This window comes from Lysinibacillus sp. FSL K6-0102, from assembly GCF_038003545.1.
In the GTDB taxonomy this organism is placed as follows: domain Bacteria; phylum Bacillota; class Bacilli; order Bacillales_A; family Planococcaceae; genus Lysinibacillus; species Lysinibacillus capsici.
In genome coordinates, this window is the sequence record NZ_JBBOPH010000001.1 from 3,200,772 (window position 1) to 3,226,862 (window position 26,091).

A 26,091-nucleotide genomic window follows, 5' to 3' on the forward strand; every position below is an offset into this window, starting at 1 on the left:
CTCCCTAAAATAAGAAATAATTAGTACATCCTTAGATTATCAAAATTGGTCAAACCATTCAACGAAAAATACTTCAATTTGAAGATTTCAGCCTTTTGACCGAAATACCGATATGTTTACTATCTTACCCTTTTCTCTCACACACTAAACCTTAAAAGAAAGGCATTAAATGGCGATAAAAAATACAATAATCATAACAATTTGAATAACAGCCTTGACAACAGTAGATGTCAAAAAGCCAATTAAAGAACCTACACCACTTTTCACTGCCTCACTAAATGTACGTTTCTCAACGATTAGTTCCGCAATCACAGCCCCTAAAAATGGTCCAATTAAAATCCCTGCCACAGGGATCACAAATGGACCAATTAATAACCCAATGGTGCTCCCCCACATGCCAGCATTGGAACCACCAAACTTTTTGATACCAAACGCATTTGCCACAGTATCTGCCCCAAATAACAACACGACAAATAGTATTTCAATGACCCAAAACCACCAGCTTAGCTCTGCGAATGAGAAAAATAAGCCATAGAGCAAAAACCCACCGACTAAAAACAGTACTCCGGGAATAATTGGATATACTAAACCAATAAATGAAATAATAAAGCAGGCAATCACTAAGATCCAGCCAACAACTTCCATAAAGATTCTCTCCTTTTAACGTGCATTGCCTTTCATACGAAATAACAAAGTGAAAAGTTTCATTAATGACGAATGCCTAAAATAGAATCTGCAATATTTACTGCATGGTCTCCTATACGCTCTAGGTTGCTAACGATATCCATATAAACAATTCCTGCAGCCCCACTACACTCATTTGTGTTTAATCGGGCAATATGCTTTTGACGTAGTTTATCTTCCATATCATCAATCAGGCTTTCTAGCTCTGTTACTTCTTGAGCTAAACTTAAGCTAGCGGTATCTAATGCTTCTATACTTTTGCGCACTGCCTCTATGGCTAAACTAAACATACCTATTAAGTCCTGTCGCGCTGATTTACTTAAGCTTACCTCGTGGTGATCCTTGTACTGTAAAAGCTCTAATATATTTTCAAAATGATCCCCAATTCGTTCAAAATCCCTTACATTTGTCAATAAAGTATGATGTCTTACAGAGTCTGCACGGGAAAGAGGCTGCTTAGACACCATTACTAAATAATCAGTAATTTCATTGTCTAGATGATTAAGCCCGACTTCTAGCTGTAGCACCGTTGGAATATGCTCTGTCTCTCCAGATTTCATATATAAAAACGTTTCTTCTAACCCACGCAATGCATGTTCACCCATGCGTAATACCTCTTCTTTAGCTTGACCTAGCGCAATAGCAGGAGAGGAATCAATGAATGAAGGATCTAAATGCTTAGTTGTTACATTGATATGGCCATCATGTCCCGGCAATAGCTTTGTAACTAAGGCTGCGAGTCCAGCAATAAATGGTAGTTGGATCATCATATTAAAGACATTGAATGAGCCATGAGCAATGGCAATCTGCATGCGAGGCTCTAAATGAAATACGCCACTGATCCACTGTACATATTGCATAAACGGTGTGAACAATAACATGAAAATAATCGTCCCAATCACATTAAATAATACATGAGCCGCTGCTGCACGCTTAGCGTAAATAGAAGCACCAAGAGAAGCTAAAACAGCTGTAATGGTCGTGCCAATATTTTCCCCAAACAATATCGGTAAGGCACTATTTAAACCAATTAATTGTTCTGCATATAAACCTTGCAATACCCCCACCGTTGCGGTAGAGCTTTGCACAAGTAATGTGAAAATGGTTCCTAAAAATATGCCTAATATCGGTTGATTGCTTAAATGAAGCGTTAACGATGCAAAATCTGCAAGCTGGTGTAACGCCTGCATACTAGCACTCATCAACTCTAGCCCTAAAAATAAACCGCCAAAGCCAAATAGAATCTGACCAATATGTTGATACGTTGCTTTCTTTAAGAAAAATAAACAGGCTGCCCCAATTGCCAATAAAGGGTAAAAATAGAGTCCAATATTAATACCAATAATAAATGCTGTAATAGTTGTACCAATATTTGCCCCCATAATGACGCCGATTGCTTGACGCAGTGTTAAAAAACCAGCACTCACTAACCCTACAGTGATGACTGTTGTGGCAGAACTTGATTGTATGCAAATTGTTACAAATATACCTACCAGGACACCCATAACAGGGTTTGTGGTAAAGCGATTTAACCATTCACGTAACCGATCATCCGCTGATTTTTGAAGCCCATCCCCCATGAATTTAATGGAAAATAAAAAGACCCCTAGTCCGCCTAAAAACTGAAAGAGAATGCTTTGCCAATCTATTGTCAATTGTTTTCGCTCCAATTCCTACATCTCTACTACCCTCGTTCTAATCATTAAATGATTCCAAACAAAAAGTAAAGAAATCCTTTAACTTCTTTACATAATGTTAACATTTTAACATCAAGACCCTCCTCATTTATACTTCTTTCATATCTTGTCCTCATTGAACATGTTAAAATATCGATTGGAGGAGATATAGCATGAAACACTCACAGCTTTTTATTGATAGTCTTATACATCCTAAAAAACTAGCAGCCTATCGTTTATTACCTATTGGAAAGGTTATTCAATATACTTTTCTACTAATTACCATTGTGTCCGTATTCTCTTTAGGTCGTTTTGCAGCAGGTATGTCCGTTGATACATTCGATATGGATAGTTTAACTGGTTTAACAGATTACATAGAGGGCATTAAATGGCTCTTATATCCATTCACCTTCCTAATGCTTTTCGTCGTGACAACAATGCTTATTTTTGCACAAATTGCCCTTTATGCTTTAGCAGGTTTATTTATCTTGAAGGCGATGAAGCGTCGGGGTGAGTATCGCCATATCTGGAGAACAACTACCTTTGCGATCACTTGGGCTACGTTACTTTCGATGTTAGCAGACTATCTGCCCGTTAGCAGTACTGTTATCACTGTACTATCTTTATTTTTAACCATTTCTCTATTAATTGTGGCCTTTACAAAATATCCAAAACAACCAAATATAAAATAATGTGCATGAATCCCCTCTCTTCTCAATATAGTGTAGAAAAGGAGGGGATTTTTTGCGAGCATTCATCTTAACAACTATCATCATCGTAATTGCCTTTGTCGTCAAAGTAGATTTAACAGAAGGGTCCATCCCACTTGCGGCTTTATCCACAAAGAGCTCAGAAAACGGACTTTGTGAACAACAGCGTGAGCCAAATTATATTACTGTGCAAACGATTGAAGGAGATACCATTCATAGTTTATTTGCTCTACACCCTGCTAAAGTTCCCATGACCTTTCCAGAACGCTTACAACTTTTTTACAACTTAAACCCACACTTACAATTACAAGCACTAGTTCCAGGTGAAAATATCAAGCTTCCTCTCTCATTTGAGCTTGAAAACAAATGCGGAAAATGAAAAGTTAGCGTTTCTTCCTTGTCCTTATTTTCTTACACTGCTAAAATAAATGACAGTGACGGCTGAAAATAGTGGCCCGAAAAGGAGAGAAAGTTAATGAGTGAAATTTGTCACCGTTCAAATACACGTCCTGTGCGTGTCGGTAACTTAACAATTGGTGGTAGTAATGAATTATTCATTCAAAGTATGTGTACAACCAAAACACATGATGTAGAAGCAACAGTTGCAGAAATTCTTCGTCTTGAGGAAGCAGGCTGTCAAGTTGTTCGTGTTGCTGTACCAGATGAACGTGCAGCGGACGCGATTGCCGAAATCAAAAAACGTATTCATATTCCATTAGTAGCTGATATTCATTTTGATTATAGATTAGCATTAAAAGCCATTGAAAATGGTATTGATAAAGTACGTATTAATCCAGGTAATATTGGTCGTAAAGAAAAAGTGGAAGCTGTTGTTAATGCAGCCAAAGCAAAAGGTATACCAATTCGTATTGGTGTAAATGCCGGTTCATTAGAGCGTCATATTTTAGAAAAATACGGTTATCCTACGGCTGATGGTATGGTAGAATCTGCTCTACACCATATTAAAATTTTGGAAGACTTGGACTTCCACGATATTATCGTATCGATGAAGGCATCTGACGTTAACCTTGCCATTGAAGCCTATGAAAAGGCGTCTAAAGCCTTTAATTATCCGCTACATTTAGGGATTACAGAATCAGGAACATTATTTGCTGGTACTGTAAAATCAGCAGCAGGTCTTGGAGCCATCCTATCAAAAGGTATAGGAAACACATTACGTATCTCCCTTTCCGCTGACCCTGTAGAAGAGGTTAAAGTAGCACGGGAACTATTAAAATCCTTTGGCCTCGCTTCTAATATGGCAACTTTGATTTCTTGCCCAACATGTGGACGCATTGAAATTGATTTAATTTCTATTGCAAATGAAGTAGAAGAATATATTTCAAAATTAAATGTACCGTTAAAAGTAGCTGTTCTAGGCTGTGCGGTAAACGGTCCTGGAGAAGCGCGTGAGGCAGATATCGGTATTGCTGGTGCCCGTGGTGAAGGCTTGTTATTCATGAAGGGGAAAACAGTCCGTAAAGTGCCAGAAGAAACAATGGTGGAAGAACTGAAGAAAGAAATTGATAAATTAGCAGCAGAAATGGAAGAAAAACGTGCAGCGGAAGAAGCTCAAAAAGCGAATGCCTAAGGAGGTGCTAGCATGAAAAAGCCCCGCTTTGGTATTGATATTGATGGGACTGTGACATGTCCAAGTACACTCATTCCACATATTAATAAACAGTACAATGTAAATATTACGCTAGATGATGTTTGTGAATATGATTTTTTATCTGCCTTCCCACACCCTATTGACCGAAGTGCCTTTAATACTTGGTTTAAGGAAAATGAACCTTATATGTACGAAGTCTCTGAGGTGGCAAAAGATGCAAAAAATATTCTAAGCGCTTGGAAAAATAATTTTGAGCTGTATTATATTTCTGCACGAGGTGAAAATGTAGCAGACATCACTGTCAATTGGTTTAAATCGCAAGCTATACCTTACGACCATATTGAGCTTCTCGGCAGCCATGATAAACTAGCCGCTGCAAAAAAACATCGTGTAGAAGCTTTCTTTGAGGATAAGCATGATAATGCGGTGATGCTGGCAGAGGAATTAAAAATACCTGTTGTGTTATTTGATACACCTTATAATCGTCTTGCCGTTCCTAATAATGTTGTAAGGGTTTATAACTGGCAGGAAGCGAATCAATTTATTACACAATTTTTCAAATAAGTATTAAGAGCTGTAGGCAAGGTTGGATGAAAATTTCACCTTGCCTACAGCTCTTTTAATTTAATATTGAAATTTAGCTAGTGCTGCCTGTAAAGAGTCCGTCATAGCTGTTAATTGTTTGGCTTTGCTATTGATGTCATGAACCGCTAAATTCTGCTGTTCCATCGTTGCCAATAACTCCTCTGTTCCTGCTGAGGATTGCTGGCTAACAGCTGTCATATTTTCCACTGCACGTACAACCTCCTGCGTCTCCCTTTGAATGACACTGGAGGCAACTGTCACATTATCGATTTGCGCTACTGTATCGACAATATGGCGTAAAATCGCATCAAGTGCCTGCTTATTGGCATCAATATATTGCGTATTGTTTTCCACAGCTAAGACAACACTTTGCATAGCATCACTAGCCTTTGCTGCTTCCCTAACAACCATATCAATAATGGAGGCGATTTGGCTTGTTGATTTGGCTGATTCTTCTGCAAGCTTTCGTACTTCCTCTGCCACAATCGAAAAGCCCTTGCCATGCTCACCTGCACGAGCAGCTTCTATCGCCGCATTTAATGCTAATAAATTTGTTTGACCTGCAATAGCATTAATGACTTGTAAAATACGATTAATTTCTGTTGATTGGTCGCTGAGCTGTTGGACGACCATAGCTGTCAGTGACACTTTTTCAGACATCACTTCCATCCCTTGAATAGACTGCTCTGCATGAATTAATCCTTGTTTAGAAGACGCTGTTGTAAGCTGAGAATCCTGAAGCATTTCTTCAATTGCCATTTGAATTGCTTGCAATTTCTGCTCAACCTCTTGTGTAACGCCTAAAGTAGTAGAGGCCTGTTCGGCTTGTACGGTAGCACCTGTCGCCAACTCACTTGTTGTTGTTAGCACCTGTTCGATACTGATGCTCATATCATTGGTAGAAGCACGTAATTCTCCGCTGTATACATTCACCTGATTGGAAATATGTGTAGCCGCTTGTAACAGCTCACGCATATTGTCTGTCATATGATTCATTGCATGTGCAAGCTCGCCAATTTCATCCTTCGAACGAACCTGTAACGGCTCCACTGCTAAATTTCCACCAGCAATGGTTTTGACCTGTTCCACTGTCTGAACTACTGGTTTGACGATCCGTTGAGCTATCCAAGTAATGGCACCAACTAATACAATAATACCAATAATAGCTAGTAGTATTGATAACCACATTGCCTCACTTGCGGCTGCCATTACCTCATCAGATGGAATAATTACCTGCAATGCCCACGGTGTCGACGTTTGACCAATTTGGATAGGTGAGACAGCAATAAAGGAAGCTTCCTGTAAATAGGATGAATAATCCTCTACTAGATAGGGTTTGCCCTGTTCAACAGCAGACAGAATTTTATCCGTATTTTTATATTTTTCCATTTCAGTCACTGGTCTATTGACATAATCAGGAGATGGGTGGGAAACAAATGTCCCCTTATGAGACACAATGGCACTATACCCTGTATCATAGAGTACAATTTCATTATTAATGGCAACCAATGTCTCTAAGCTTATATCAATTCCAACAAGACCAACGACTTTTCCATCTATTTGAATAGGTATAGCTGTGGAAGTCATCAATACATCCTGACCGTCAACTGGGTAAGTTAACGGCTCTAAAATAACCTCTTGTTTCAACGTTTTAGGTAATACATAATAATCACTAGTTTCATAGTCTTCTAGAGGAGCAAGCGTCACACCATTGTTGCTGCGTGCCCAATATGGAAGGAAACGACCTGATGCATCATGCCCTTTCAAATTGGCAAAATGAGCATCTTGTCCATCAAAGGCATTTGGCTCCCAAATCGTCCAAACCCCTAGAAAGGTGTCATTGTGTTCGAGTAATTGTTTGAGCATCTCGTTTGCTAAATCACGATCTCCCTTATGATTGGCTACCATTGCTTGGAGATTAGAGGCTACTGTCCTTGCTGTATCCATCGCATAATCAAGTTCCATTTGCATTTTATATGCACTTTCGGACGCCCGCGATTGAGCAAGCTGTCGTGCATCCTCCACTGCTAATGAATTAGTTTTTACAATATTGACACTTAAAATAATGATGAACACAATCATCATTGTAGATAACGTTGTCAGTAATATTTTATGTAGTAATTTCATATGTACCAGCTCCTGCCTATAGCAACTAAATAAATAATAGCATTTATGCGTCAATAAATAACTAAATATTCAGAAAAATATTTTTGGTGGTAATTAACTTACAATTTAGCCGTATGTCATCCCGTTGTACAGAAGATGACATGCAGTCTTAGTTCTCTACTAAAAATGGAATTTTGCTAGTGTTTGTTGTAAGGAGTTCGTCATACCTGATAAGCTTTCTGCCATATTTTTTGAACCGCGGGATTTTGCTGCTCCATCGTTGCTAATAGCTCCCTTGTTTCTGCTGAGGATTGCTGGCTGACAGCCGTCATATTTTTCCACTGCCCGCACTACCTCTACCATTTCCTTTTAAATTAAAAGAGAGGCAGTTGTCACTTCCTCAATTTGCGCCACAGTAATAACGATATGTTGTAAGAAGACATCAAGTGCTTGTTTATTAAATTTTGAATCTGGTACGCGATATTAGATGTTTCTGCTTGTGCCATTTTTTGAGCTGTTTCTATCGTTAAATTTTTTGTTTGATAAATATTCACAGCTGTTAGAATTACGAATACCTACTGTTCAAATGACAGTTGTGAGAATTTTCCCCAATAAATTCATATGCATCATCCCCTTTAGATAGAAAGTAATAGATACGTAACCAATTAAGCTAATTATAGCATCATTAGACATGAGTAAAGTATCTCATTTAAGAGTAAATATGTATTTTTTATAGATAAAAACTCCTGTTTCCAGGAGTTTTTTAAAGTACAGCTCATTATATGTCAAGTATGCCTCGTAGCCAACGCTCCACAAAGTTTTCAAACGTAATTCCATAAGTATCATAAACAGCATGATAAACAAAATATGTTCCTAATCGATCAAGCATTTCATCATTAATTTTCATCACAAACCGCTCCCATTCTTTTGTTTTTTTACTAAATATTCAGACTTATATAATTCTCAAATGCCGAACAATCAAGTGGAGGTCGCATCGTTGCAAAACCGTCACAAACTACCGCCTTCATGCCCTTTCTTCATATTTTTCTTTTCGTTAAGATAGTTATAACAACTTACTAGACTGGAGGGACTACTTGTGAAATGGATGACAAAAGTTGCTTGTATCACATGCATCTGCGCACTACTTTCTGGATGTGGTGGTCGATTTTCAGAAATTAAAGATGCTGCCTCAGGCATCAATTCAGCTGCTAATTCCGCAGCTAGTGCAGTTAGCCGAGATGTCCATGCAATACGTGCTCTAGACATTAACTATAAAGATACATCGTTTACGGTTAATGACCTATTTAAAACTATTTTACGTGACATACGCTGGGATTATGACCTTGAAAAAAATGAGCTACATGTGAGAGGTACTTGGCAGCCTCCACTATTTTCTGATCAGGCGTGGAGTGACGATATGAAAGAAAAGCTTACTGAATCAGGCTTTGTGACTGTTACCTGTCAAATAATTGACGACAAAATTGATAGCCAACAAACGAGCATAACACTTACATATAATGATGAAATTCTCTTACAAAAAAATGGTGAGGAAGCACTCCATCACCTATACGATATTTATTTACTTCCTTAAACCTAGGAACGTCTCTACCATTTAATCATGGTAGAAACGTTCTTTTTTTGTAAAAAATCTTATAATTTCGAAATATCAAAGGCTATCATTTGAATAAACTAAAACCATCACGTTATAATCAAAGTATCACGTGATGGTTTGGAGGTGTTTGCATTGGGACAGAAAAATTAAAGATTGGCGAGCTTGCAGAAAAAACAGGCATTACTAAACGAACAATTGATTACTATACAAATATTGGTTTGCTAGATGCAGAACGTTCTGCAGCAAATTATCGCTACTATGACCAAGCCATGATTAAACGGCTTCAATTTATTGAACAGCGCAAACAACAGGGGCTTTCACTTGTACAAATCCAACATGAGTTAAACATCACACCCTATGAAGAAATCGATGTACAGGTGCTTCGTTTAAAAATGCAAGATTTAGAGCATGATGTTACATCTCTGCTCGCACAAATGAACAAGCAAGATGATAAAAAAATTGAAACGATTAAGAAAAATGTTTCACCCGAAAGTATTGCATTAATGCAATCTTTATTATTACTCATTCATAATTAGGAGGTGACGTTCTGTTTTTACAGAACGACTATTTGGAGACCATAATAAACCTATCGATTTTTACCATTCTATTAGCTTTAACAGGCTTTTTCGTGGCAACAGAATTTGCCATTGTAAAAGTACGTTCCTCAAGACTCGATCAGCTGGTTGCAGAAGGCAATAAAAAAGCAGTTGCTGCTAAACATGTTGTTCAACATTTAGATGAATACTTATCAGCGTGTCAATTAGGGATTACTGTAACCGCTCTTGGTATCGGGATGGTTGGTGAAAAAACTTTTGAATTTATGCTTCACCCGCTATTCGAAATAATCGGCATTTCTGATAAATATATGACGATCTTTACAATTGGAACAGCCTTTGCCATTGCTACGTTTTTACATGTAGTGGTCGGCGAATTAGCCCCAAAAACAGCTGCCATTCAAAAAGCTGAATCCATTACACTTCTTTTCGCAAAACCCATTATGTTTTTCTATAAGATCATGTATCCATTTATTTGGTTCTTGAACGGTTCTGCACGCGTGTTAGTTGGCTTATTCGGTATGAAACCTGCTAGCGAACATGAGCTATCTCATACAGAGGAAGAATTGCGATTATTACTGTCTGAAAGCTTTAAGAGTGGTGAAATCAATAAATCTGAACTCAAATATGTCAATAACGTCTTTGAATTTGATGAACGTATTGCTCGTGAAATCATGGTTCCCCGAACAGAAATTATTGGAATTGAACAAAATGAATCTTTTACAAACATTATTCATTACATCGCTTCTGAAAAATATACGCGTTACCCGATCTATGATGGGGACCGAGATAATATATTAGGTTTCATCAATGCGAAAGAACTACTAACGCAGGGTCTACTTGAACAACTTACAGACGACTCCTTAGTTCTAGAAGATTTCATAAATCCAGTCATTCGCGTAATTGAAACAATGCCCATTCAAGAATTACTTGTACGTATGCAAAAGGAACGAATCCATATGGCTATCCTAATGGATGAATATGGTGGTACATCTGGTCTTGTAACGGTTGAAGATATTTTAGAAGAAATTGTTGGTGAAATTCGAGATGAGTTTGATGATGATGAAATTGCGGATATTCGAAAAATTACAGATCATCACTATTTATTAAATGCAAAAATGCTTGTGGAAGATGTAGAAAATCTATTAAACATTACCCTGGATGCTGAAGAAGTGGAAACATTAGGTGGTTGGTTCTTAACTGTGAATAACGGCATTAAAGCATCAAAAAATATTGAGCTAGGCTCCTATATTTTTAGCATCTATGAGCAACAAGGTCATCAAATTCATTATATCGAGGTTCGTCCTCTTCGAAAAAGTCTACCTCTTAAAACAGAGGTTCAATCGTAACAGTAGGAAACAGTATTCCTTATTCCATTATTAGCCATTTCACTATATAATGAATAGAGAAAATGATTTTAGTTGCAGGGGGCCATACACATGACATTATTTAAGCTATATCATTCAGATGGTATTCACATTATTACTGATGTAAAAAAACACAAAACAAATATTGAGTTAAAAACAATCACGGGAGAAGTTCTATTTATTATCGTGGTAACAGATGAAAATTACACAGTCTACGATGATCGGTTTGCAGGAGCTTCCAAGCAATTAAATTCAGTTGAAGCTTTCGATATTGATGGGAGTTTTCGTAGTTTAGATTTCGATAATATGCGCTCTCTATTTAAAGAATCTTTTACAAAGCTTTTACAAGAGATTGCTGTGTGTGTCAAAAATAAAGAGGAGCTTGTGGATATCGATACACTCCGCCATAAAGTCAGCGCACAGATTAAAGGCATCCACTTCAGGGTGATCTCGGATACAAAAAAATATGAAATCTAACATCCAACAGACTGTCCATTAGGGGCAGTCTGTTTTAATTTTACGCGACCTTTGCCACTTCCCAAGGTGAAAGAAAAACACGCTTCTTTACTTTCATGTATAATGGAACTTAACAATCTGAAAATAAGGGGTGTTAGGATGAATCGTGAACAATTAATCACACTCGTTTCAGAAAAACTGAAATTAATCCGTACAGAAAAAGCTTTCACACAGGATCAAATGAGTGATTTACTAGGATTATCAAAAAAAACACTTGTCCAAATTGAAAAGGGCCGTATACTAGCTGGCTGGACAACCACTGTTACAGTTTGCACATTGTGTAGAGACAGTACGATTTTACAGCATGAGCTTGGTGGTGATCCATTAGAGGTTGTAGATTTAATCGCAAATAATGGAACATTGCAGCCAAAAGAGAAAACAATGGGTGGATACATATGGTGGAAAAACATTCAGGAGTATGGTGGTTTTCGACTACAGCAAAACGTCATCAGTCAGCATTATCGCATTTTAGACAGCAATAATTTTCGCCTCATTTCAACATTTGATGAACAAATAGCTAAGCAAGCATGGGAAAAACTACAGATATAATTTTTAAGTCAAACAGTAGGAGCATTGCAATTTGCTTCTGCTGTTACGTTTCAAGCATTTCCCTCCTCTCATCACCCATCTTCTCTAGACAAATGAATAAAGCCATAAAAACATCCTTCATATGATAAACATAGTAGTAAGAGAATTGTTTCTTTAAAAATTCTATGAAAAAAGCTAGGAGAAGCTAGAAAAGTCGAAACTTGTAGAATAATTCTCTATACTTAAGGGTAAAGCTGTACTATTAGAAAGGATGCTCGTAAATGAACCGTATACTAGCAATTAGTGACATACATGGAGAATTAGGGCTACTGGAAGAATTATTATTAAAAGCTAACTATGACCCAATGAACGACCAGCTTTTTCTTCTTGGTGATTATATTGATAGAGGGCCCTCTTCTAGTGGTGTGTTAAATTTAGTGAGTGAATTACAGACAAAAGGTGCGCGAGTTTTACTAGGCAATCATGAGGCGATCATGCTCAATGCATGCCGTTCAGGTCTTGCTAAGCCATGGAACCATTGGGTAGGGCTTTGTGGTGGTGAGGCAACATTAGCAAGCTATGGCTATCAGTTGGCAGACTTTGAGGAAGCCATCCAAAGTAATACTCTGCCTAGCTTTATTAAAACGCTCCCTAAGCTTGAAGAACATTTACAGTTAATCGAGACATTTGAAATATATATTGAGTTAGAGGATGCTATTTTCGTCCACGGTGGCGTTGTGCCAGGTGCTGCAATAGCCGAAACTGACCCCATGCGCTTACTTTGGATTCGTGAGGAATTCCACGCAGGCTATCAAGGGGAAAAAACAGTAATCTTTGGCCATACCCCTACGTATAACCTGCATCATGATCCAACTGATTATCGTGTTTATTTCGGAGAAAATAATATTATTGGCATTGATGGTGGAGCTGTGTTTGGCGGACAGTTACATGCATTCGAGTGGCCTAGCCGCCAAATCATTTCTGTCGACAATAAAAAACCAACAAGTAACGAGTAAACTTGTTGGTTTTTATTTTCGTAATTGTTTTCGCACAACTTTATTTTTTTCAGGGCAATTTTTGAAAAATTAATATAACTTAAAAATAACTCCTACTAGCGAGTACACAATAACTGTTGAGAATAGTATAGTCATGTGAAATAGGGAAAAAACAAACATTTTGGTAGCCCATTTCACTTGATCTGTATTACTATGATAACCGTAAATACTCATCACTAGCCAAGCAACACTTAAGATCAATGCCACAAGCATGATGCCTACACTTAGTGAGCCAAATAAAAAGCTTGATAGAATCAATAGTATTAAATAGAAATTGGTTTGATAATATGTTCGACGCATCCCTTTGATAACTGGTAGCATGGGTACACTGGCTGCTTCATAGTCTATACGTTTGCGAATGGCAATAGCATAAAAGTGGGGCATTTGCCAAATGACCATAACAAAAAATAAACCAAGTATCGCTGGGTGTGTAATATCTGTAGATACAGCAGACCAACCTATTAATGGTGGCACCGCACCACTAATACTACCGATTTCTGTATTATATATCGTACGACGCTTTGTCCACATTGTATAAGGGACTACATATAGGAATACACCTAATAATCCAAATGCCGCTGCTAAAGGTGAAGCAAGTGCCAGCACAGCTACGCCAATAATTAACATTACAACAGCTAATGATAAAGTAGATTTTGCTGACATTTCGCCTGTTACAGTTGGTCTGCTTTGTGTACGAGGCATAATTGCATCAATATCACGATCATAGACATTATTAAAGGCCCCCGCAGCTCCAATGACAAGGGCGGAACCGATTGTTGAAAAAATGATTTCTGGTATATTGTCTACAAATGTCATTTTATTTTTGTACATGCCTAGCGTTAAACCAGCCCACATAGGTATTAAATTGGATTTGATAATCCCTGTCTTGACGGTTTGCGCTAAAATAGAAGAACGTGATGACTTCCCTCTTGTTTTTTCGGAGGATAGTGGTTTATGCTCCGTTTTCAGATTTTGTTCCATTCAGCTTAATTCCTTTTCTCCATAATTTCTACACGCTTTCATCGATAGAAAGCGACAAAATTTGCATCTAGCACATCAAATTATTATTTTACCCCTTTTAGTTCTGTTCTGTCTCTCTTTTCACATAAAGTACATGTTTTTCATCTAACAAAGCACGTTCATTCACAACATCTACTATGATACCACCGACTGACGTGAATTTGAACCTTCTTGCCTCGATTCTTCCAAACACTATTGGAGAAAAATAATTTGAGAATAGGTCATATTACGATAGCCAAAAAAACCGAGACAAATTTTTGCCTCGGTTTTCCTTTTATTGAATTTCTTCCTGAAGTTGCTGCGCTAAAAATGCCACTAGATCACGTAGATTATCAGGTGTTACACCATGTCCATCTGGGTATTGTTTAAATGTCACTTTGGCACCAAATTGTTCAAAGATCTCCTTGCTTTCCATTCCCCATTGAGAAGGTATTACATAATCATAATCACCGTGCGAAATAAAAGCATGTAAATGTTCTACAGAACGAATAGCATACTCCTCCGTCACAAACTTTGGCGTATAGCCACTTAATGCAACAATACCCGTCACTAAATTCCCCATCACAAAGGCAAGTGATTGTGCTAAAACCGCACCTTGGCTAAAGCCTAAAACAAATACTTTATGAGGATCGATTTGATATTCTTCGATAGCCTCTAATATAAATCGTTGCAATGCAATCAACACTTTATCGAAGATTGCACGATCTGGTTGCCCCACCTCTTGAATGGTAAAAAAAGCATAGCCGGGATGTTGCGTAATTGGCCCTCGTAAGCTAAATATATGACATTGCTCTTGAAAATCCTGCACTAATTGTGGTAAATCATCTTCATGGCTGCCCATGCCATGAAGCAAAAAAATAGCAGGGTACTTCTTCGTAGGGTCCATATTTGTTGGTTGTGTATGGTTAAAAGTAAATGGTGTATTCATTTAATCAAATTCCTTTCGCGTGAAGCTTTGTAACAAATTAGTGTAATTTTGTTTTATTAATTAATCCATCTGTATGGTAGGCAATATAGCCATTGACAATTCGTATCGTTTCTTGTGGATCTGCATCAAAGAGTATTTTTGATTGCTCTGGCGTGGATACAAGCACGGTTAATAAATCCATACGCATGGAATGCCCAGCAGAGCTATAGGCATAGTCATAAATAATCGCTTCCTCTGTCATGCCTTCTGTCTCATATTGCTTATGGAATAAATTCTTTGCAGCATCCAATTGCTCCGCCACTTGTTGACGAATTCGCATCTGATGCATTAATAATTCCTCTTCAAGAGCTGATGGCTTTAGCCACTCCTTAGCTTGAAGCATATTTAGAAATTCCTGCTCCCAAGCCTGTTCATTCTCAGTAAAATAAAGCATATTAATCATCAACATGTCCCAAAAGTCCATAGATGTTGCGGCTGATTGTCGCTGCATAGTAATTGTTTCTTTAAAATGCTCTTCCACTTTTGTAATATTCATATTGCGAACTAAATGATTACATACGTTTTCTATAAACTTATTTGCCGCTTCTTGTGCCATAAAAAATCCGTCCTTTATATCTACAAATCATTTTCTTTCTTATCATACCATGATTGTGAAATATGGCAACGAACCCCGCTCACTTGATTTTTAAGTAAAAAGGATGACTCCATATACTTTGGAGACATCCTCACTGTGTTGGAAATCCTCTGCTACCGAACCATGCAGTGGCTCGCCTGACTCTCTATCCCACGGGAGTCAATTAGGCTCCCACTCCTCTCTATAAAAATGAATCATCTTAGCAAAGGCTTTCAATAAAGCGAACGTGTTCACTACTCTTTATGGAGAGGTGTTGTGACACATCACTTCTCCAGAGCTTATTCCCTATAAGAATACAAATAATGGGCGATTTATCGTCACAAGTGAACCACTTAAGCGAACGCAAGTGAGTGAAGCGGCTCATCGGACGCCCCCTGGAAAGGACGCTGGCGGAACGGAAATCAACCCACGCCTTGCCAAAAGGTCTTTTTTCGCTGTTGACATAATCTTATTTCAACAAAATAAGGATGTCTCCATATACATTGGGGACATCCTCATAGTGTTGTAAAGTAATGATCATTTGTGAAAGATGAAAATAGGAATCTCTAGATATCAGGAGAAAACATAGCTATCCATATTATCTACTGTATTTTGAATGGCCTCTTTCAATGACCGCTGCTGCTCGCCACAAGAAGCTAGTGCATCCTCTAAAGTGATTGCTGCATTCGCCATAAATGGAGCCATTTGCAAATCCTTAGCTAATTGAATTAGTACGAGCGCTTTATTCCATTTCCAACGAGGATTTGTTGGATCTAGCTGAATCGCTTGCTCCAAATAACCGAGGGCATCAAATGGCATCCAGCCAAAGCGGTGCATCGTCTGCCCTGTGATCCCCCAGTAGACAGCCTTATTTGGGTTTTCCTTTACTGCTTGCTGAAAACAGTGAACACTTTCATTGTAATGATGTGCGAATAAGAACAGCTCCCCCTGTGTAAAAAAAGATTGCGCCTTGTCTGCGGGTGTTCCAGTTTTTGCGACTTCCTCCAATTGCTGAATACGCTTGGCAAATGACTCTTCATCTTTTATTGCCCGTATATCTGCAACTAGATCTGATTCTGGATAGCTTTCATCAGCGCGTTCCACATGCTGTACTTCGAGATGACCAGTTGGCATTGGATAACAATCAAATTCATATTCTTCTAATAATCGAATATATTTTTGTGCCAATACTTTGTCCTCTTCGTTTGTCACCTGCTTCGCTAATTCATAGCATTTCATCAGTTCACCATTATAAAAATAATCATCCATTGACATTCAGAATTCCTCCAGTGTACAACTATTCAGTATTTTTAGTATACACTACAAAAACAAAAGAGACCGTATCTAAATAATTATGATACAGTCTCTTCCTTTTCTATTTATTTAACACAACCGTATTTAAGAACGTTCGTAAATCTTCTTCTTTAAGAGCTCCTACAAAGCGATTTACTTCTTTACCATCTTCGAAACGAATGAATGTTGGTGTAGCTTCAATATTATATTTTTCCCATAAATCATCGTATTCATAGACATTCAATTGAGCAATATCAACACCAAGCTCATCGGCAATTGGCATTAATACTGGTGTAAATGCTTGACAGTGTACACAGATTGGACTGAAGAAGTAAGCATTAACCGGTTCACCCGCTTTAATTTTAGCTTCTAGTTCGTCTGGTAACATAATGTTTTGATAGTTTTCATCATCCAATTGATCAATTGTTTCTTGTTTTAGCTTTTTATCGCCATAAGGGTTATTTGCACTTTCTAATTTACTTTTGTTTGAGACGTTGGTAAGCACAATAATTGCTGCAAATAAAACAACAATCACTGAACCAATAATTAATAATTTTTTCACTAAAGTAGTGACCTCCTTTTTTACACTAAAAGCCCTAGTTTTAGTGCATTCGCGATTGATTATAAATTGTTTTGAAAACCTAGTAAACTAATTCGCCTTTAAATGAAGATATTTCACATTTATAACATAATTTCAAGTATATTTGGGAACATACATAGTGAGAGTTCATGCAAATTTGAATGTGGGGTGATTATGATGAAAAACTCGTTCCAGCATGTTTTTCAAATTTATACAAAAGATATCCGTAATATTGTCACAAACTGGGTCGTAGCTGTCATTATAGGTGGACTAATTTTTCTTCCATCTCTTTATGCCTGGCTAAATATTTATGCCTCCATGGACCCTTACGCTCACACCTCTAATATGAAAATCGCGATTGTCAATGAAGATACGGGAACCACGGTAAGAGATGAAGCAATTAATGTCGGGAATGAAGTAATTGAGACTTTACGTACGAATAAAAGCTTTACTTGGAAGCTCGAAACAGAGAAAAAAGCTAAGGAACAATTAAAAAATGGTGATTACTTTGCAGTCATAATCATTCCAAATGATTTTTCGCAAAAACTAACATCTATTTTAACCGACCAACCAACGAAGGCCCATATTGATTATTATGTAAATGAAAAAAAGAATCCTATTGCCCCTAAAATTACAAGTAAAGGAGCGAGTGTACTTACACAGCAGGTTTCGAATGAATTTGTATCCACCGTCAATGGGACACTTTTTTCAATTTTTAATACAATTGGAATTGAAATGGAACGTGACATTCCTGATTTCCGCAAATTCGAAAATTATGTTTTTACCATCGAACAGCATTTACCTGATATTAATTCATTTTTAACGCAAGCCTCTACTCAAGGAAAGGAGGCAAATCAATTACTTAATCAGGCACTGACACAAGTTCCACAGGTGGAACAACTAACAACAGATGGTTTAACTACCATTCAAAAGGGTTTACATTTAGTGAATGAAGCAGATGCTTTATTTAATGAACTATCCCCTATCATCAAAAAGGATGTCACAACTGTTCAAAATATTGCCCAACATTTTACAGAGATCATCAATAAGCTCAATCGTATAAATTTTGACCCTGCCTCCATTACGCAAACGAAAGAGGCACTTAAAAATCAATTGTCAACTTCTAAAGACAACATAAACAAGAGTATTCAAACGCTTGAGGCACTGCAAAAATTAATTCAGGCAGATGCTTCGACTCGTAAGCAATTAGAAGACTCTTTAACAACCATTATTGGTTCTTTACAGGAAAGTAATGCAGAAGCGAATCAACCCATCATCGAACAGCTTACAGCCATTCGCGAAGCTTTGGAAAATCCTCCAAACTTCATTGATTCTACGTCAAATGCGCTTAACTCATTACAACAATTACAGACTCTACATGACGATTTACTAAATAAAGTGGATCAATTAAAGCCAATTAATAAAGATGTTATCAAGCAAGACATTACAGCTATTCAGCAAATCGCACAAAATGCTACAGCTAATTTACAAAAATTCTTATCTTATTATAACGAAAGTCTAGAGCCACAAATTCGATCCACCCTTACCAGTGCGAAGCAAACTTTAACTAACGCTTCTACCATGCTGACAAATGTAAAACAATTCATACCTCAGGCAACAGATAAATTGACACAGGCCAAAAACACGCTAGGAACAGCAAATCAAGCTATTCAAAAAATACAAACTGAATTTCCAACTTTAAGTGCTAAAATCAAAGAATTAGCGAATAAGCTACGAACTTTAGAAGAAGAAGCGGATCTAGCAGAGATTGTGCAATTACTAAAAAATGATGTCAACGCCGAACGTGATTTCTTTGAGGAGCCTATTAAATTAAAGGAACATCGCGTATTCCCTATTGCGAACTATGGAACAGCCATGACACCGTTTTACACAGTACTATCTATTTGGGTAGGCTGTTTACTGTTAATTTCATTATTGTCTGTGAATCTCCATGGAGATACATCTTATAGTATTCGAGAAATTTACTTTGGTCGACTCTTAACATTTGCAACTTTCTCGTTTATTCAAACTCTCATTATTACCATTGGAGATATTTTCTTAGTAGACGGCTCCATTCAAGCACCTGCCTACTTTATCTTATTTGGACTTTTTATTAGTCTCGTATTTGTAACGGTTGTCTATACACTCGTATCCGTCTTCGGTAATGTAGGAAAAGCACTAGCAATTGTGATGCTTGTGTTACAAATTGCAGGCTCTGGCGGAACCTATCCTGTCGAGTTATTGCCGAGGTTCTTCCAAATAATCAACCCTTTTTTACCATTTACGTATGCGATTGAAATGATGCGTGAAGCTGTCGGTGGAATTATTTGGTCAACAGTCTGGATGGACCTCATCTTCCTATTTGGTTTCTGGTTCATTTTTATCCTGTTCGGATTCTTCTTAAAAAAATTATTGAGCGAGAAAATGGAACATTTCATGAACAAAACACGTGGATTAGATATATTTCACTGATTTTCAACGAGGCGTCTGTAAATGTTTATGAAAACGATGTTATAATGGAAGTATTGTAAACATGTAGGAGGCGCTATTTTTGAAGAAATCGATTACTATTTTTGTTGTATTGGCGTTACTGTTATTAAGTGCTTGTGGAGATAAAAACAATGCTGAAACCTCTCCTAAAGCAAATGACGCTTCACATGAAGGTCATGACCATGCAGAGGCATCTGGTGATATCCAAGAAGAAACAGCTTCTGCTGACGTCCTACCAACCTTTTTAGAGGGCAAACAAGAAAATATACGCTTAGTCTATCAAATCGCTGGACAATCAACAGAGATTCTCGAATGGATGCCATGCTATTGCGGCTGTGGGGAATCTGCTGGCCATAAAAGTAATTTAAATTGCTTTATTCAGGAAAAACGTGAGGATGGTTCGATTGTTTGGGATGATCATGGGACGCGTTGTTTAGTGTGCTTAGAGATTGCTGTCCAATCAGCACAACTGCACAAGGAAGGCAAGAGCTTAAAAGAAATTCGTCAGTTCATTGATGACACGTATAAAGAGGGCTATGCAAAACCAACACCAACGGAAATGCCTGCATAAAAAAGCAAAGTCGCACATTCGCGACTTTGCTTTTATTGTTTCAGTTGATTTTTCTTTCGTTTACGAAGGATGATATACAGGATAACTGCAATGACAAGGATGAGCCCAACAAATTCTGCAATTAAAACATAGGATATTTCACCTTTTTTAGCTACTTTACCGTCTTCCTTATCAGCATTTTGATTTATGGCTACAACAAATTGCCCTTCTTTTGTTTCAATCGCAGCGTCTGTCTGTGAATTCGTCTCTTTCAAGTGAGCATAAAAGTTACCTTTTACAGAGGCATTTTCTAATGAATGAATCCATAATAAGGCTCTTTAAGCTGCCAGAAATTTTTCGTTATGAACACATATTGGCCAATTGCCTCAGGTAAAAACCCTTGTGAGATAAGCTGCTCAGATGTGTGAGGGATTTTTGAGGATTGCTTGGCAAGCCATGTTAGCTGTTCCATTTCTCCCATAAAAATGACTGTTTTTTCATAGTCATCATCCTAATTAAAAGTTATTTACCCATAACGAATTCCCGATTTTTAATTATAGTATACAACAAATGGAATGGCTAAGTTTTTATATGAGTAATGTCACACATAATATAGCCCTAAAATAAAAAAGATGCCCAATAAAGGCCTATAGAACCATTAGACATCTACATTTATTCAATCTAACCCAATTTCTTTGTATATATTTCTCTTGAAAGCAAAATTGTTATTACAATGAATGGAATAAACATACCAATTGTTTCAATTTTAATTTGCGTTATTTAACAAGCTTCAAAATGGTTTTAAAATGTTCATGATCTGCACGTTGTAGTAGCTCATACAAGATCATTTCGGTGCTAGTTGGGTAAATACCCAGCGCATGCATCTTTGTAAGCCCAATTTCTTTATTTGCCTTTGTTCGAGAAGATACTGCATCTACAACAACCTCTACTTCAAATCCTTGTTCTTTCAGGTGTCTCGCCGATTGGTACACACAAATATGTGTTTCAATACCTGTCACAATGAATTGAGTACGTCCATTTTCCTTCATAGCCTCTACAAATGCCTCTTCTTGGCACGCACTAAAGGCCATTTTAGGAATCGGTTGCCCTTCTAAATGCTGAGCAATCTCAAGAGCCGTTCCGCCTAAACGACTTGGATTTTGTTCTAGCCATAAAATAGGTACTTCCAGTGCCTGCATTGCTTGTACGAGCTTTGCCACATTTTCAATTACCATTTCACTGTCATCAACAATTGTTGCTAACTTTCCTTGCACATCTACAACTACTAAACAAGCTTTCTCTACTGTAAACATCCTGAACACCTCTTTTTCTTTTCTTTATAATACTATACAAAAACCTGCTTATCTCTCGTAAAGTAATAAGGAGTTTTCTCTAACAATCGATTTTAATGGTTTTGCTTTAGCCTGTAGGTTTCACACTCCCAAGAAGGAAATACTTGTAAATGAAAACACGAACATTATCGTTTTTATGGTAATAAAAAATATTTAATATACGGAAAATATCACTTAATTTCAAAAATAACTTTCTATTTGTTCGTTTTTAATGAAAAATACCTGCTTAAATGTGTACATTTTGTTGCGAGTCTGTCTCCATTCTGCTCAAATATTAAGAATTTTATTTTTTCTCTTGAAAATTAGGTTATAATCCAGTAAAGTTCTGTTATTAACCAAACAAGGAGTGTACCACTTTGACACAACGTGCATACAATTTCAACGCAGGTCCATCTGCTCTACCACAAGAAGTATTAGAAAATGCTCAACAGCAATTAGTAAACTTCCGTGATTCAGGTATGTCCATTATGGAAATGAGTCACCGTAGTGCCATTTTTGATGAAGTACATAACGAAGCCATTACTTTATTAAAAAAACTTTATGCTATTCCTGAAAACTATGAGGTACTATTCTTACAGGGTGGAGCAAGCCTTCAGTTTACAATGGTGCCTATGAACTTCTTAACAACTGAGCAAAAAGCTAGCTATGTATTATCAGGTTCATGGTCTGAGAAAGCTTTTAAGGAAGCTAAATTATTTGGGACACCTGTTGAAGCTGCAAGCACAAAAGAAAACCAATACCGCAATATTCCTGCTTTCGAAGATATTCAATTCAATGAAGATGATGCATATGTTCACATCACATCCAATAATACGATATATGGTACGCAATGGAAAAACTACCCTGATACAGGAAATGTTCCATTAGTGGCAGATATGTCAAGTGACATCCTATCAAAACCAGTTGATATTGAAAAGTTCGGAATCATCTATGCTGGTGCTCAAAAAAACCTTGGTCCTTCAGGTGTAACGGTCGTAATTATTCGCAAAGATTTACTTGAAAAAGCCAATAAAAATATTCCGACGATGCTAAAGTATACAACACATGCTGATAGTAATTCACTTTATAATACACCTCCAACATTTGGGATCTATATGCTAGGCGAGGTGTTAAAATGGGTTGAAGCTAAAGGCGGCGTAGCAGAAATTGAGAAACATAATGAATTAAAGGCTAAAGTCATTTATGATGCCATTGACAATAGTAATGGTTTCTACAAAGGCCATGCCACACCAGAAAGCCGTTCTTTAATGAACATTACATTCCGTGTTGCAGATGAGGAGCTGGAAAAATTATTCCTTGTAGAGGCAAAGGCAGCAGGTTTTGTTGGGCTAAATGGACATCGTTCTGTAGGTGGTTGTCGTGCTTCCACTTATAATGCAGTGCCCCTTGAGGCATGTGAAGCTTTAAGAGATTTCATGGTAGATTTCCAACAAAAACATCAATAAACTTCTATTTAAAAGATGAATCTTTACAGCAATGTAAAGATTCATCTTTTTTTCGCGCTTGTAGAAGGAAATAAGAAATCTATCCCCATACCATTAGCTTTATTAGATGTTTATAGCAATATCTCAGCTTAGGGCTTTACACATTGCAAAAGTTTTTGAGAAAAATATAGATTTTTAAGCAGCCTATCGGACATATCGCCAGCCTCTAGCTATGCACCAAACATAGATTATTACTGTAAGGGTTACCCTTATGAAACTAGAGGAAGGGAGGTCTAGACAATGGAAGATAAAAGATATATGTCACATATGAACTGGCAAGGCTGTAAATGTCCTAAAAAAGAGGAAAAATGCTGTCAACGTAAAGTTGAAAAATGTCATTGCCAAAAAGAGGAAAAATGTCATTGTAAAAAAGAAGAAAAATGTACACCAAGAATGAGCAGCAACTGTAGAGGGTGTATTTGTCACCAATTAAGAAAATTAGAGCTAGCTACTACACTAGATATCTTCTTATCTGGAGGTATTAGCTTCTTAGGTGTGACTTTCATTTCCTTCGATCCAAGAAATTGCTGTGCATACTTCCTTGAGCCAGGTGCAGCAGCTGCTTCTCCTTTAATCGTAGATTGCAATAAAATTGTTGCGATTCGTCGAGTGGCAGTAGCTTAATCCTTTTAGAGGGTAGCCTTCTATAGGCACCCTCTTCTTACATAGAAAAAACTCTGTCAACATTTAATGTGACAGAGTGTCATGCTTACAATCAGGACATTTACCATATATTTCAAACTTATGATTTTCAATTTCATAATCAGGCAATTTTTCACCTAACATTTCCATTGGACAAAGATTAAGCTCTTTGACATTGCCACAGTCCATACAGATAAAATGATGGTGATGATGCGCAGATTCACAGTGCATACGGAAATTACGTTCCCCGGATAGCTCTGTTTCTTCTAATATCCCAAGTTTCACAAAAGTAGCAAGGTTACGATAAATAGTATCAAAACTCATTCCCGGAAAATCTTTTTTTAAAACATCCAATAAATCACGGGCTGTTAGATATTTATCTGTTGCTGCAAACATATCTAATATTAACTCCCGTTTATCTGTTTTTTTATAGCCATTTTCCTTTAATATTTCCCACGCTCTTGAAATATTCATTGCGCTACCTCCCCCTGCTTTGCAGCCATTTTAAGTGCTACTTTCTTCCCTAGGATTACAAGTAACAAAATCAGAATAGAAGTGACAACAATCGTGCCTCCTGGCGCTAAATCCATATAAAATGCGCTAATTAGACCAATTAGTACAGCTGTTTCTCCAAAAACAATGGCAAAAATGATGGTTTGTTTAAAGCCCTTTGCCAAGCGCATTGCTGCTGCAACAGGCAATGTCATCAGAGATGATACAAGTAAAATACCAACTATGCGCATACTTGCCGCAATGACAAGTGCTGTCACAATCATAAATAAAAGATGAACCCAACGAGCCGGAAGTCCACTAGCTTTTGCATATTCCTCATCAAAAGACAAAACAAATAATTCTTTAAAAAATAAAAACAAAAAGATAATCACAATGGCAGCAATGCCAATCACTACCCATAAGTCTTGACGAGATACAGCAGAAACCGAGCCGAATAAATAACTCATTAAATCTGTGCTAAAACCACTGGCAAGTGAAATAAAGATGGCGCTAATCCCAATACCACCTGACATGATAATTGGAATGGCAAGCTCCTCATAGTGCTTATACAAACGCCTTAAACGCTCAATCAAGACAGAGCCACTCACAGAGGCTAGTATTCCTAGATAAATAGGATTGAGCATTGCTAAGGCTGTCACTGATTGACTAATGTATAAGCTCCCAGCAATTCCTGCAAGTGTTACATGTGACAAAGCATCCGCAATCAAGGATAGCCTACGTACAACAATAAACACACCCAGCAGGGGCGCAAGTATGCCAATTAATAATCCAGAGAAAAAGGCATTTTGTAAAAATTCATAATGTAAAATTGCTTCAATCATATGCCTGCTCCTTCTAATGAATCTTTCTCACGGAATGGCCATACCAAGCGTCTAGCGCATCCTGAGAAATATTATCAAATTCATTTTTATAGCCGTGGAAGTGAATAGTTTGATTCAAACATGCCACATGGCTGATACGATTCGATACCGTATCGACATCGTGTGTGACAAGAATCATCGTAATTCCTTGTTCCCGATTTAATTTCGCCAGCATATCATAAAATGACTGCACATTCTCGTGATCAATGCCGACAGTTGGCTCATCTAAAATGAGCAATTTGGGATTACTGACTAAAGCTCTTGCAATAAAAACACGTTGTTGTTGTCCACCAGATAGTTCTCCAATGTTGCGATTCATATAAGCATCCATGCCAACTGCCTTTAAAGCTTCTTGAACTTTGTCTTTGGCATCTCGGCCAGGTCTTTTAAAAAGCCCTAATTTTTTCGTTAATCCACTTTTCACGACCTCTTGCACGGTTGCCGGGAAGCCAGAATTAAAGGCATTGGATTTTTGCGAGACATAGCCAATCCATTCACGGTGCTTAAAATTTGCACTTGGTTCACCAAATAATTTTATTTCTCCGGATAAAGGTTTCAGCAAACCTAAAATAATTTTTAATAATGTTGATTTTCCCGAACCATTTGGGCCGAGAAGTGCTAAAAAATCTCCCTCTTCTACACGAAAAGAAATGTTTTTTAAAACTTGCGTATAGTCATATTGAAATGACACATTTTCAATGTCAATAAGTGTTGTTTTCATGCATGATCGCTTCTTTCTAATTCAAAATCATTACGATTTA

29 protein-coding genes are annotated in these 26,091 nt (G+C 37.4%); 14 read left to right on the forward strand and 15 right to left on the reverse strand.

The window, feature by feature from the left end; translation table 11 throughout:
- Positions 1-165: 165 nt before the first annotated feature.
- Both NYE73_RS16310 and NYE73_RS16315 read right to left on the reverse strand, forming a co-directional pair.
- On the reverse strand, positions 166-645 hold the full coding sequence (locus tag NYE73_RS16310) for a DUF456 domain-containing protein (protein ID WP_004230999.1): 480 nt from the start codon (positions 643-645) through the stop codon (positions 166-168).
- Between the two features lie 62 nt (positions 646-707).
- Complete coding sequence (locus NYE73_RS16315) at positions 708-2,339, reverse strand: Na/Pi cotransporter family protein (protein WP_048392243.1); 1,632 nt, start codon at positions 2,337-2,339, stop codon at positions 708-710.
- Positions 2,340-2,533: 194 nt separating this feature from the next.
- Here NYE73_RS16315 and NYE73_RS16320 point away from each other — a divergent pair, with 194 nt between their 5' ends.
- The 4 genes from NYE73_RS16320 (at position 2,534) to NYE73_RS16335 (ending at position 5,246) form a co-directional block, all read left to right on the forward strand.
- Positions 2,534-3,052, forward strand: coding sequence for a DUF1189 family protein (locus NYE73_RS16320; RefSeq protein WP_066036426.1), 519 nt, complete (start codon positions 2,534-2,536; stop codon positions 3,050-3,052).
- 52 nt (positions 3,053-3,104) lie between these two features.
- On the forward strand, positions 3,105-3,449 hold the full coding sequence (locus NYE73_RS16325) for a hypothetical protein (protein ID WP_004230996.1): 345 nt from the start codon (positions 3,105-3,107) through the stop codon (positions 3,447-3,449).
- 96 nt (positions 3,450-3,545) lie between these two features.
- Positions 3,546-4,661, forward strand: coding sequence for a flavodoxin-dependent (E)-4-hydroxy-3-methylbut-2-enyl-diphosphate synthase (gene ispG, locus NYE73_RS16330; RefSeq protein WP_004230987.1), 1,116 nt, complete (start codon positions 3,546-3,548; stop codon positions 4,659-4,661).
- A 12-nt stretch (positions 4,662-4,673) separates the two neighbouring features.
- Positions 4,674-5,246, forward strand: a complete 573-nt coding sequence (locus tag NYE73_RS16335) for a 5' nucleotidase, NT5C type (protein ID WP_048392241.1) — start codon at positions 4,674-4,676, stop codon at positions 5,244-5,246.
- 60 nt (positions 5,247-5,306) lie between these two features.
- Here NYE73_RS16335 and NYE73_RS16340 read toward each other — a convergent pair whose 3' ends face one another.
- Both NYE73_RS16340 and NYE73_RS16345 read right to left on the reverse strand, forming a co-directional pair.
- On the reverse strand, positions 5,307-7,394 hold the full coding sequence (locus NYE73_RS16340) for a methyl-accepting chemotaxis protein (RefSeq protein ID WP_259950855.1): 2,088 nt from the start codon (positions 7,392-7,394) through the stop codon (positions 5,307-5,309).
- Between the two features lie 757 nt (positions 7,395-8,151).
- On the reverse strand, positions 8,152-8,283 hold the full coding sequence (locus tag NYE73_RS16345; protein WP_256389904.1) for a hypothetical protein: 132 nt from the start codon (positions 8,281-8,283) through the stop codon (positions 8,152-8,154).
- Between the two features lie 195 nt (positions 8,284-8,478).
- On the opposite strand from NYE73_RS16345, the gene NYE73_RS16350 reads away from it, so the two are divergent.
- The 6 genes from NYE73_RS16350 to NYE73_RS16375 all read left to right on the forward strand — a co-directional run bounded on the left by NYE73_RS16350 (position 8,479) and on the right by NYE73_RS16375 (position 12,966).
- Complete coding sequence (locus tag NYE73_RS16350; protein ID WP_244205700.1) at positions 8,479-8,964, forward strand: hypothetical protein; 486 nt, start codon at positions 8,479-8,481, stop codon at positions 8,962-8,964.
- Positions 8,965-9,179: 215 nt separating this feature from the next.
- Positions 9,180-9,521, forward strand: coding sequence for a MerR family transcriptional regulator (locus NYE73_RS16355; RefSeq protein ID WP_233732834.1), 342 nt, complete (start codon positions 9,180-9,182; stop codon positions 9,519-9,521).
- Positions 9,522-9,553: 32 nt separating this feature from the next.
- Complete coding sequence (locus NYE73_RS16360; protein WP_048392236.1) at positions 9,554-10,888, forward strand: hemolysin family protein; 1,335 nt, start codon at positions 9,554-9,556, stop codon at positions 10,886-10,888.
- 90 nt (positions 10,889-10,978) lie between these two features.
- On the forward strand, positions 10,979-11,383 hold the full coding sequence (locus tag NYE73_RS16365; protein WP_004227282.1) for a hypothetical protein: 405 nt from the start codon (positions 10,979-10,981) through the stop codon (positions 11,381-11,383).
- A gap of 138 nt (positions 11,384-11,521) precedes the next feature.
- A complete protein-coding gene (locus NYE73_RS16370; RefSeq protein ID WP_009370152.1) occupies positions 11,522-11,971 on the forward strand; it encodes a helix-turn-helix transcriptional regulator in 450 nt (149 codons plus the stop codon).
- Positions 11,972-12,231: 260 nt separating this feature from the next.
- On the forward strand, positions 12,232-12,966 hold the full coding sequence (locus NYE73_RS16375; RefSeq protein ID WP_257960682.1) for a metallophosphoesterase: 735 nt from the start codon (positions 12,232-12,234) through the stop codon (positions 12,964-12,966).
- A 69-nt stretch (positions 12,967-13,035) separates the two neighbouring features.
- On the opposite strand, the gene cyoE is transcribed toward NYE73_RS16375, so the two are convergent.
- The 5 genes from cyoE to NYE73_RS16400 all read right to left on the reverse strand — a co-directional run bounded on the left by cyoE (position 13,036) and on the right by NYE73_RS16400 (position 17,421).
- Entirely contained in the window at positions 13,036-13,986 is a 951-nt protein-coding gene (cyoE, locus tag NYE73_RS16380) for a heme o synthase (protein WP_257960681.1), read from the reverse strand.
- 313 nt (positions 13,987-14,299) lie between these two features.
- Positions 14,300-14,953 (reverse strand): alpha/beta hydrolase, encoded by a 654-nt coding sequence (locus NYE73_RS16385; RefSeq protein ID WP_112118233.1) that lies wholly within the window; start codon positions 14,951-14,953, stop codon positions 14,300-14,302.
- Positions 14,954-14,990: 37 nt separating this feature from the next.
- Positions 14,991-15,548 carry a hypothetical protein gene (locus tag NYE73_RS16390; protein ID WP_066036433.1) on the reverse strand — a complete coding sequence of 186 codons (558 nt, stop codon included), beginning with the start codon at positions 15,546-15,548 and terminating at the stop codon, positions 14,991-14,993.
- A 591-nt stretch (positions 15,549-16,139) separates the two neighbouring features.
- A complete protein-coding gene (locus NYE73_RS16395; protein ID WP_259950853.1) occupies positions 16,140-16,841 on the reverse strand; it encodes a tetratricopeptide repeat protein in 702 nt (233 codons plus the stop codon).
- A gap of 100 nt (positions 16,842-16,941) precedes the next feature.
- Entirely contained in the window at positions 16,942-17,421 is a 480-nt protein-coding gene (locus tag NYE73_RS16400) for a thioredoxin family protein (RefSeq protein ID WP_048392230.1), read from the reverse strand.
- 195 nt (positions 17,422-17,616) lie between these two features.
- Between NYE73_RS16400 and NYE73_RS16405 the strand changes: the two genes are divergently transcribed.
- Together NYE73_RS16405 and NYE73_RS16410 are read left to right on the forward strand one after the other, a co-directional pair.
- A complete protein-coding gene (locus tag NYE73_RS16405; protein ID WP_259950852.1) occupies positions 17,617-19,911 on the forward strand; it encodes a YhgE/Pip domain-containing protein in 2,295 nt (764 codons plus the stop codon).
- Positions 19,912-19,990: 79 nt separating this feature from the next.
- Positions 19,991-20,500 carry a PCYCGC domain-containing protein gene (locus NYE73_RS16410; protein WP_259950851.1) on the forward strand — a complete coding sequence of 170 codons (510 nt, stop codon included), beginning with the start codon at positions 19,991-19,993 and terminating at the stop codon, positions 20,498-20,500.
- 32 nt (positions 20,501-20,532) lie between these two features.
- On the opposite strand, the gene NYE73_RS16415 is transcribed toward NYE73_RS16410, so the two are convergent.
- The 3 genes from NYE73_RS16415 to NYE73_RS16425 form a co-directional block, all read right to left on the reverse strand.
- Entirely contained in the window at positions 20,533-20,754 is a 222-nt protein-coding gene (locus NYE73_RS16415; protein ID WP_259950850.1) for a hypothetical protein, read from the reverse strand.
- 35 nt (positions 20,755-20,789) lie between these two features.
- A complete protein-coding gene (locus NYE73_RS16420) occupies positions 20,790-20,951 on the reverse strand; it encodes a hypothetical protein (RefSeq protein ID WP_259950849.1) in 162 nt (53 codons plus the stop codon).
- 304 nt (positions 20,952-21,255) lie between these two features.
- The gene (locus NYE73_RS16425) at positions 21,256-21,792 is read right to left on the reverse strand and encodes a hydrolase (protein WP_054548538.1); all 537 of its coding nucleotides are present in this window, start codon (positions 21,790-21,792) and stop codon (positions 21,256-21,258) included.
- Between the two features lie 395 nt (positions 21,793-22,187).
- On the opposite strand from NYE73_RS16425, the gene serC reads away from it, so the two are divergent.
- Together serC and NYE73_RS16435 are read left to right on the forward strand one after the other, a co-directional pair.
- On the forward strand, positions 22,188-23,276 hold the full coding sequence (gene serC / locus NYE73_RS16430) for a 3-phosphoserine/phosphohydroxythreonine transaminase (RefSeq protein ID WP_112118228.1): 1,089 nt from the start codon (positions 22,188-22,190) through the stop codon (positions 23,274-23,276).
- Between the two features lie 279 nt (positions 23,277-23,555).
- Positions 23,556-23,939: a hypothetical protein gene (locus NYE73_RS16435; protein ID WP_048392221.1), complete on the forward strand. Its 384-nt coding sequence runs from the start codon at positions 23,556-23,558 to the stop codon at positions 23,937-23,939.
- Positions 23,940-24,002: 63 nt separating this feature from the next.
- Here the strand turns inward: NYE73_RS16435 and NYE73_RS16440 are convergent, their stop codons facing one another.
- The 3 genes from NYE73_RS16440 to NYE73_RS16450 are packed head-to-tail and all read right to left on the reverse strand — an operon-like array spanning position 24,003 to position 26,051.
- Positions 24,003-24,431, reverse strand: coding sequence for a Fur family transcriptional regulator (locus NYE73_RS16440; RefSeq protein ID WP_048392220.1), 429 nt, complete (start codon positions 24,429-24,431; stop codon positions 24,003-24,005).
- A complete protein-coding gene (locus NYE73_RS16445) occupies positions 24,428-25,291 on the reverse strand; it encodes a metal ABC transporter permease (protein WP_048392219.1) in 864 nt (287 codons plus the stop codon). Before NYE73_RS16445 ends, NYE73_RS16440 begins: the two co-directional genes overlap by 4 nt.
- Before the next feature lie 13 nt (positions 25,292-25,304).
- Positions 25,305-26,051, reverse strand: coding sequence for a metal ABC transporter ATP-binding protein (locus NYE73_RS16450; protein WP_048392218.1), 747 nt, complete (start codon positions 26,049-26,051; stop codon positions 25,305-25,307).
- Between the last annotated feature and the right edge of the window lie 40 nt (positions 26,052-26,091).